Source organism: Yersinia sp. 1252 StPb PI (genome assembly GCF_048593885.1).
Taxonomy (GTDB): Bacteria; Pseudomonadota; Gammaproteobacteria; order Enterobacterales; family Enterobacteriaceae; genus Yersinia; species Yersinia enterocolitica_E.
In genome coordinates this window covers 1-8,324 of sequence record NZ_JAZGQE010000187.1, presented here as the reverse complement: position 1 = coordinate 8,324, position 8,324 = coordinate 1, and the positions used below count along the sequence as shown (strand labels likewise).

Here is an 8,324-nt window from a genome sequence, read left to right as displayed (position 1 = left end):
TAAATAATAAATATACGATTCTGTCGCATTAACAGAGAGATATCAGCGAAAGTTCCATTGCCAGTTTTTTAAGGCAGCTAACAGATAAAACTGTTCTGCTGAGGAGAATCAGTCCCCAGCAGGACGGTAAGTATCAATGAAGGTGTCACCCTAGGTTGATTTATGGATTCTGTCGCATTAAAGCGTTGACTGTTTGGGGAAGGAGAGCATGAAAAACCGTGGGGCAATAGTGAGCTATGCTGCTATCGCGGATAGCTTCCCGCCATTCTGATCGTCTATCGCGCAACCTGGATACCAACTGGAAAATTTATCCTGAAGCTCGTTATTCAGGACTGCTGTCCGGGTCTGTAACAAATAATGCGAGCCTTTTCTGCTCCACTGCATCTGTTGCTTTTTGGCCATTCGTCTGGCGATTACTTCATTGATCGTTGATTCCACAAACGCCGTTGAAACCGGCTCCCCGTACCGGTGCATTTCACCGTAGTTTGGGATCATCATCTGATTGTTCCGGATATAGGTATACATTTCATCCAGATGTTTTTGCAGGGATTTCAGGTTTGTATAGCTGAGATCAGGGTCATCGCAGTACATGCTGCAGTCATCAATATGTTCCAGGCCGGCGACAACATTACCATGCCAGAGGTATCGTTTACTGTTTTCCAGAAACGCCGAAACCTTACTGCCCGTCTCCGGATCTGATGCCTGCAGTCCCTTTGCATATTGCATTAACACCGTCAGCCGCATCGTAATATGAAACCAGTCAAGCACATGAATTGACTCAGGATACATAACGAACTGCAGTTCCCTCAGGTTATCCGCACCGTCGGATAAAAAGAATATCTGCTGGTTGGCCTGCATTCCCTGGACGGAGAGGTGTGCCATTAGTCTGCGTTCCGGATGGCAGTCGTCGTTCTGGACAAAACCAAAGCGGCGCGTGTCTGCCGGCGCCCCGACTGAAAAGGATTTGCCGGCAATAATTTCAAAATTACGCTTTTTGTCCTCTCGATCCCGAACATAACCACCATCAATACCTATCACAAGCGGTTTACCCGGTCTGGGCAGGTTCCCCCTGTCGCGGGGGCAATCGGAAAGAAAGCCAGAATTAGCTTCTGCCTCTGCCTCTGCATCAAGGCGCTGCGCCACCTGACATAAGTGATTCCTCACCGTTGAGGCATTCAGGCTGTCTCCCACTGGCAGAATATCTTTCAGTAGACGGGTCGTCATTTAATACGAAATCATTGAGGCCCAGCGGGTTTCTATATATTTCAGGGCAGAATGGGTGTGATCGCCCGCCCAGTCACTGATAAGGCTGACGGTCTTTGTTGTACTTTCTTCGCAGCTGCATCGGTACACCCGGAGCCCCGAAACAGGAATAATGCCAAACAACGTCCGGTACTGTATTTTCTGCCGGCCTTTGATTCTGCGCGCCGCAAGGCAGTGAGGACACTGGATATGCTGGTGAGTATATTCGTCCGCCTGCTGCTGCACCATTGACTGCTGGACGGTGTTCAGCAAGCTCTTCGACTCTGAAAGCGATAATCCGATATCATTTCGGGCATCTCCTGACTTCTGTAATGTCTCAGTTCTTCCGTTCGACTCACGCCTGACTCATCGGTGATAACTATCTGGATCGTCAATTTCATCGTTGCCTCCTGCAGTGGTGGGTTTATCTCTTGGTTACTGGTTTTTCATCTGGTTGCAAAGTTTATAATATGTTGAAATGCCAAGGCTTACGTGGTCGCAGGCGATCCTGAGTCTGACACCTCTGGTCCTGAGCGCGTCAATTTCCTGAATTAGAGAAGTATACCTTTATAGACACCCGTCAGCGGCGGCGACCCAACCAGATCACTTCAGGTTCCAGTGCTGGCGACGCTAGGTCGAGTTTGCTCAATTGCCTGTTGATTTTATTGCGATTGAACCGAACAGTATCAAGGTCGTCAACAAAGGGCCGGATATCACCGACCGTTGCTGTATCATCCGCATTTACAATGGCCTCCAGAAACACCAGCGTCTTATCAGCTTCATCCTCGGGGGTTGCTCCGGGCATGCCATGACCGCTCATACAAAATGGTGTTTTCAGTGTTGAGTCTTCATGAATGGCCTCAACACGAACGTCATGAAGCCAGTGCTCAAAGAAGTTGTATTCGTAGGTAAAGCGATCGCCGATATCAAAAATAAAATCATCAATCACGGTCCGGAACGGATTATCCGGAAAGCCAATACCACCGTAGTAAGATATACCGTAATCTTTGCCGTAAATATGAAACTGATGGAGGTAATCATCACCCCAGCCCTGCACGATTTGGAAAATGAAGTGAAGTGCGGCCAGCGACGTATCAGCAGCGATTCTTAGCCGGCGCCAGACCATGGGACTTACTCCACGAACAGCGATTTTGATGACGTAGATCTTCATAGCCAGGTAACGGGTATTGTTATGAAATGATGTTGGTTATTCTAGCCCCAGCAGGCGATACATTCGGTGACTGCCCCACGGTTTTTCATGCTATTGTTACCAACAATAATGCTCGGATTATCTGGTCAATTCTTCGTAACGAGACAGAATATCGACCAGCAGTAATATGATACTTACCTTAAAAGTTGCAGAGTGTTGAAAAATGGTAACAGGTTGCACCTGCACAATCGGAACCTGATTTTTATACAGGCCTTCGAGGCCGTCCAGTTGTTGAGGCGATTGTGTGCGGATTACCCATTTGGGCACAGGTATTCCTGATGCCGGATAGATGTAAGCAACAACCTAAAACCTGATTCAGTGCTTGCAAAACGGAGGTAGTCCATAGATATAAAAAGTGGCTTCAGAAATACCCATCTTTCTGCACACTTCCTCCACCCGAGTGCCGGTTTCGACCTGTTTAAGGGAAAATGCTATCTGTTCTTCGGTATAACGGGTCTTTTTCATGGTTGATATGCCTCTCAGTGAGATGAAAGAAAGACCGGATACTTCAGTTTAGACTGGCACTGTTTTCAGGGAGAAGATCAGAGAGACTGGAAGCGGAAGAGAATGCTAAAGGCATTGAGGCTCTGACCCGGATATCACCAGTGGCCTGGCAACACATTTTACTGAATGGGCATTACACCTTCCAGAGCAGCAATGAGCTTATTGACCTGGATGCACTGGTTGCTGGGCTAAAACTGGATGAACGGAAATTTCGGCGGTTCCGGTGTAGAACTCCCAATTGGAGTGGTCACAAATGGCAAAAAAACTGGTTGACCATTAATAACTCCTTTTCCCTTGATTGTAGCCAAGATGAGTACAGGTAATTTGGCTATCGTAAATGAGGTGGCTAAGAAGGGCAATCTGCTATGTAAATTGGCTGGTTGATTTTTGGCTATTTAAAATGACCGCTTAACTGCGTTTCTGGTTCCGATACTTCCCAAATCCAAAATTCAGGCGGGTGCTGTTTGCGAGTTTTTTTACTAGTTGATGTTGGTTTTGTCATGTGAGTCACCTCTGGTTAAGTGGTGACTCACTTAGTACCGTGTCCACTATTGCTGGGTAAGATCAATAACCACTAAACTCCAGTCTAATTACCCCACCCAGCTATGAGCAAAATCATCGCCTATCATTATTTGCAACAAGCCCGAATTAACAGGTTCTAGACGAGTAACCAATGGTGAAACGTGGAATGATCAATGGCAATACCGCGCTCTGCCATTATCAGGTTTGTTGCAAAATTGGTTTTGTAATAAAAATTTAGGCTATGCTAATGTGACAGAAACGCGACAACGCTGTTGGATATTAACAACCTGCTATCCAAGCACCCAATTGGGCTCCTAAGCAAGCTCCCATACCTCCACTTTCAATCCCCCCAGTCCCACCAAAGCAATTTTCTTGGATTGCACGATGATAATCCTCGCATTTATCCTTATTGTCTGCCAGAGCTGAACCACTGAAAGTACATAGAAGTCCCAACGCTACTAAAGAGGACATAATGATTTTTTTCATAAAATACACCTATTTCAGTTATAGAATTAAAGAACACATTATGTTAACTAATGTGTTGCGATAAAAACATGACGCTACATTTATGTAAATATATAGTTCATTGTCATTGAGTGTTTGTTTATAATTGTAATATTTAGAAACCTTTCGTTCACTTCATTGAGAATTAGATATAACAGAAAATGTAGTGATGTGATGGGCGTCCCTCACTCTGCGTAAGTCCCGCCATTCTTATGCTGAGCGATCTTATTCACAGGGGCACTGCATCATGAACGAAATAACAGTTATCGGTATCGATCTGGCTAAATCTGTCTTTCAGGTTTGCGTCTGGATGAGCGACGGTAGTATCGTATCTAACCGTAAGGTTTCCTGGGCTAAATTACTGACTACAATTAGTCAATTTCCTGCCGGTTCGATGATTGCCATGGTGGCTTGCGCTACTTCGCATTACTGGGGACGCACTTTTCAGTCTATGGGCTTTAACGTCCGGCTAAGCATTAACGCATCACCAGAAAAACGACGCCAAAGATGCGCTGGTAATTTGTGAGACAACTCTTCGCCCGGCCATTCATTTCGTTACTATAAAAAAGTTGAACAACAGGAGATAAAGGCTCTCAGAGGCGCCCAGCAGTTGATGATTGGGCAGCGTACTGCGCTGGCAAACTAGGCCCAGTCACTGTCGGCAGAACAGGGTATCGAGATCCCTGTCGGTATTCATATTTTACAGTAAAGACTGCCCGACATTATTGAAGATGCAGAGCAGTTAATTTCTCTCGTGCTTCGCCAATTACTGTTCTCGTTGCTCGAAAATATACATTCATTTAATGAACGCATTCTTTCTGCAGAGCATAGTCTGCGGCTCTTTGCCAACAATAACCCAAATATAAACTGTTGATGACAATACCGGGTATCGGTCCACTTATTGCCGCGGCTTTTTTGAGTGAACTGAACGCTGGGCAATTTACTAACGGATGACAATTATCTGCCTAGTGTGGCCTAGTGTGGCCTAGTCCCTAGACAACACAGTTCGGGAGGTAAAAGTAGTCTTTCTTCGATGACCAAAAATGGCAATCGTGATCTTCGGACACTGATAATTCATGATGCCCTATCTGTTATTCACTGGGTTCATAAATATAATTACTCACTGGGATATGGCTGAAGCAGCTTACTGAACGAAGAGGCAAAATGAAAGCTACGGTTGCGTTGGCCAATAAGCTGACACGAATTGTCTGGCGGTTACTGACAGAATCCACAAGTTTTAACGTCAACAGGGCTTTCTCTATTAACTAACCGTTGTTTTATCCGGAGAATAGTATTCCTCCTGAGTTTGTAGGTACTGATGATAAAATGGTGAACCGATCCTGTAATAGCCTGAAGTGTGCCGAAGTAGTGACATACCGGTGTTGTGATAAGGAAACAGGATGCGGATAACATCATGGCGCTGGAGTAATGACGCCGGATATATGGCAGCAAACCGTATCAACTCAGCGCTTGCACAACACGGGACGTCCATATATGGCACACTGAATTTGGCCACCTGAATAGAGGTTATATGGCTCTGTTGCAAATAGCCCGTTAGGGTAAACGTTCCCTTAGGTTACAAACCTTTAGAGGCTGAAAACGTAGTTCACTAGGTGCACAGCCCCCTGCGGATGACCATAATACCAAGGTTTAGTCTGGCCTTTACGCAACGCACGCATGACCTCTATACCCTTGATTGTGGCATAAGCCGTCTTTATAAACTTGAAGCCTAGCATCGGATTGATTATCCGTTTCAGCTTACCGTGGTTACATTCAATCACGTTGTTGAGGTATTTCACCTGACGGTGCACCACGTCTGGAGGGCATTTACCTTCCCGTTTTAATAACGCGAGTGCTCTGCCATAGGTCGGTGCTTTCTCTGTAATTATACGCCGTGGCTGTTCCCAGTCTCGTAAGTGGCCCAACATCTTCTTCAAAAATCGATAAGCCGCTTGAATATTACGCTGGGACGAAAGATAAAAATCGATAGTTCGACCGTCGCTGTCGACGGCTCGGTACAAATAAGCCCATTTTCCGCAAATTTTGACGTAGTTTTCATCCAGATGCTAGGGACGCAGGTCGGTCGGATGACGGCAGTATCAACACAGACGTTTTTCCATTTGAGGCGCATAGCGCTGAACTCAACGATAAATCGTGGTGTGGTCAACATTGACGCCCCGCTCAGCTAGCATTTACTGGGGGTCGCGGTAGTTGATGACGTATTTACAATACCAGCGAACGGCCCAAGGGATGATTTAACTCTGAAAATGCGCCAGCCGTTAAGGGTAAGTTTTCTCTCAGGTTAGAAGCCTTAGATACTGAAAACGTAATTCACCATACGTACTTCACCCTGTGGATGGCCATAATACCAAGATTCTGCCTGGCCTTTACGCAACGCGCGCATGACCTCTATACCTTTGAACGTGGCATAAGCTGTCCTCATGGTTTTGAAGCCTAACATCGGATTGATTATCTGCTTCAACTTACCGTGGTCACATTCAATCACGTTGTTAACGTATTTCATCTGTCGGTGCTCTACATACGGCAAGTATTTCCCTTCTCGTTTCAACAACGCCAGCGCTCTGCCGTAGGTCGGTGTTTTATCTGTAATGATACGTCGAGGCTGTTCCCAATCCCGTAAGTTGCCCAGCATTTTCTTCAAAAATCGATAAGCTGCTTGAGTATTAAGGCGTGAGGAAAGAGAAAAATCGATAGTCCGACCTTGGCTATCTACCGCCCGGTACAGATAAGCCCATTTTCCGCCGATTTTGATGTAGGTTTCATCCAGACGCCAGGGACGCAGGTCGGTGGGATGGCACCAGTACCAACGCAGACGTTTTTCCATTTCAGGTGCGTAGCGCTGTACCCAACGATAAATCGTGGTGTGATCAAACATTAACCTCCTGTTCAGCCAACATTTACTGGAGTTCGCGGTAGCTAATCCCGTATTTGCAGTACCAGAGTACTGCCCAGAAGATAATAGCACTCTGAAAATGTCGACCTTTGAATGGGGTTATGTGTTACTCCTTCAGCCAAAATGGCGCTTTAGCTTACCATCACCAGACTTTTGCAACAGTGCCCAGTCAGGCAACTGACTGGGCTTATCCAACTTATGCGACATAATATTCATTTTCAGAAGGGGTGACAGCTATGCTGACACTAAGAGACTCTTCGACATGATTCACAAAAAACCGGGTGCCTATGCACCCGATGATATTAGCGTTTATCTTTTAGAATAATGTGTTCGAAAAAGATGCTAAATACTACATGACTACTCTGCTCCATAAATACACACCCGGCGCACCCGGCGCCCACCCTGCATTGGAAGTATTGGCATATATGCACTTCCAGATGTAACCATTGTGTGTTACAAGATCACCAAGTTCGTACCGAACGCCATTTGGCGACCACGACGCTGGAGTCTCGCCACCACCACCTTCACCACCACCTTCACCACCACCTTCACCACCACCTTCACCACCAAAATTGACGTCGAATGCTGAATAAAAACCAGCACCAGTGTCTGCAATCATCCATATTGCTAAAATGATATGGTGACCATTTTTATTGGTCGGTAACTGTATGTTTTGCTCCGGCATGACCGCAAAACCCTCACCCGCGCGATTAATAATACTGGCAAAGGGTACTGGCTCAAAATCGTCGCGTGTTGCTCTCCGATGTGGGTTCCAGTTATTTTTGGTAATAAAATAACGGTAGCCTCGGGTGGAATGCACCGCTGTATGAATCCAATTGACATTTAAATACTGACCAGGCTGGACCGGTGTTTTCGGCCAGGTCACACCATGTTGGTTCAGCAACTCTGAATCTGTCAAATTCACGATGTTACGATTACCACCTGTCTGGCCACCACTAAAGATAATTCCATCCGGTACAGGTGATGCCACGCCGGCAAAGATGTAGGTGCTATCGTTATACGGACCCCCCTCACCAGCGAACCATATAAGGTTACCAGAATCGCTGGTGTTAGTATAACGGGGAAAGTTTTTCATCCCTTCCATTTCACTTGCTGGCCAACCATTGGGTAGCCACCCTTTAGTTATGGCAAATGCAGTACGCCCGACAGGAGCAGTAAGCCAACCATGAGCCGGAGCAATGTTTTCCGGAACACAGTGAGTTTCTTGATGACTACCGTGGTCATTATTCTTACTCATAATTAATCCTCATTATCATTTGATGACGATCTAAAAAGACAATTTTAACGTAGATACTATTCCAATTATTCGAACGTAAACAAAAATCAAGATTGTTCGTAAATAATGTTCACGTATAAATCAATCTACTAACGCTTTCCGTGGAGAATAAAAAGTGAACTGGGCAAAAG

3 protein-coding genes and 5 pseudogenes are annotated in these 8,324 nt (G+C 45.8%); 1 reads left to right on the top strand and 7 read right to left on the bottom strand.

Translation table 11 applies throughout. From position 1 onward, the window contains the following. Positions 1-234: 234 nt before the first annotated feature. From V2A85_RS19810 to V2A85_RS19795, 4 genes and pseudogenes are all read right to left on the bottom strand, one after another. Positions 235-1,643: pseudogene (locus tag V2A85_RS19810) on the bottom strand (ISKra4 family transposase). 179 nt (positions 1,644-1,822) lie between these two features. Beyond that, complete coding sequence (locus V2A85_RS19805; protein WP_420072162.1) at positions 1,823-2,413, bottom strand: plasmid pRiA4b ORF-3 family protein; 591 nt, start codon at positions 2,411-2,413, stop codon at positions 1,823-1,825. A 387-nt stretch (positions 2,414-2,800) separates the two neighbouring features. Continuing rightward, a pseudogene (locus V2A85_RS19800) lies at positions 2,801-2,917 on the bottom strand (transposase); the annotation flags it as partial. 840 nt (positions 2,918-3,757) lie between these two features. Beyond that, on the bottom strand, positions 3,758-3,964 hold the full coding sequence (locus V2A85_RS19795) for a hypothetical protein (RefSeq protein ID WP_420072161.1): 207 nt from the start codon (positions 3,962-3,964) through the stop codon (positions 3,758-3,760). Between the two features lie 265 nt (positions 3,965-4,229). Here V2A85_RS19795 and V2A85_RS19790 point away from each other — a divergent pair. Continuing rightward, positions 4,230-5,251 (top strand): annotated as a pseudogene (locus tag V2A85_RS19790) (IS110 family transposase). A 317-nt stretch (positions 5,252-5,568) separates the two neighbouring features. Here the strand turns inward: V2A85_RS19790 and V2A85_RS19785 are convergent. The 3 genes and pseudogenes from V2A85_RS19785 to V2A85_RS19775 form a co-directional block, all read right to left on the bottom strand. Beyond that, positions 5,569-6,237 (bottom strand): annotated as a pseudogene (locus V2A85_RS19785) (IS6 family transposase). A gap of 56 nt (positions 6,238-6,293) precedes the next feature. Beyond that, positions 6,294-6,999, bottom strand: a pseudogene (locus tag V2A85_RS19780) (IS6 family transposase). A 246-nt stretch (positions 7,000-7,245) separates the two neighbouring features. Next, complete coding sequence (locus V2A85_RS19775; protein ID WP_420072160.1) at positions 7,246-8,154, bottom strand: lytic polysaccharide monooxygenase; 909 nt, start codon at positions 8,152-8,154, stop codon at positions 7,246-7,248. Positions 8,155-8,324 lie beyond the last annotated feature (170 nt).

Coding starts and splice junctions, on each gene's coding strand:
- V2A85_RS19805 (WP_420072162.1), bottom strand. CDS start 2,413: ATGAAGATCTACGTCATCAAAATCGCTGTTCGTGGAGTAAGTCCCATG.
- V2A85_RS19795 (WP_420072161.1), bottom strand. CDS start 3,964: ATGAAAAAAATCATTATGTCCTCTTTAGTAGCGTTGGGACTTCTATGT.
- V2A85_RS19775 (WP_420072160.1), bottom strand. CDS start 8,154: ATGAGTAAGAATAATGACCACGGTAGTCATCAAGAAACTCACTGTGTT.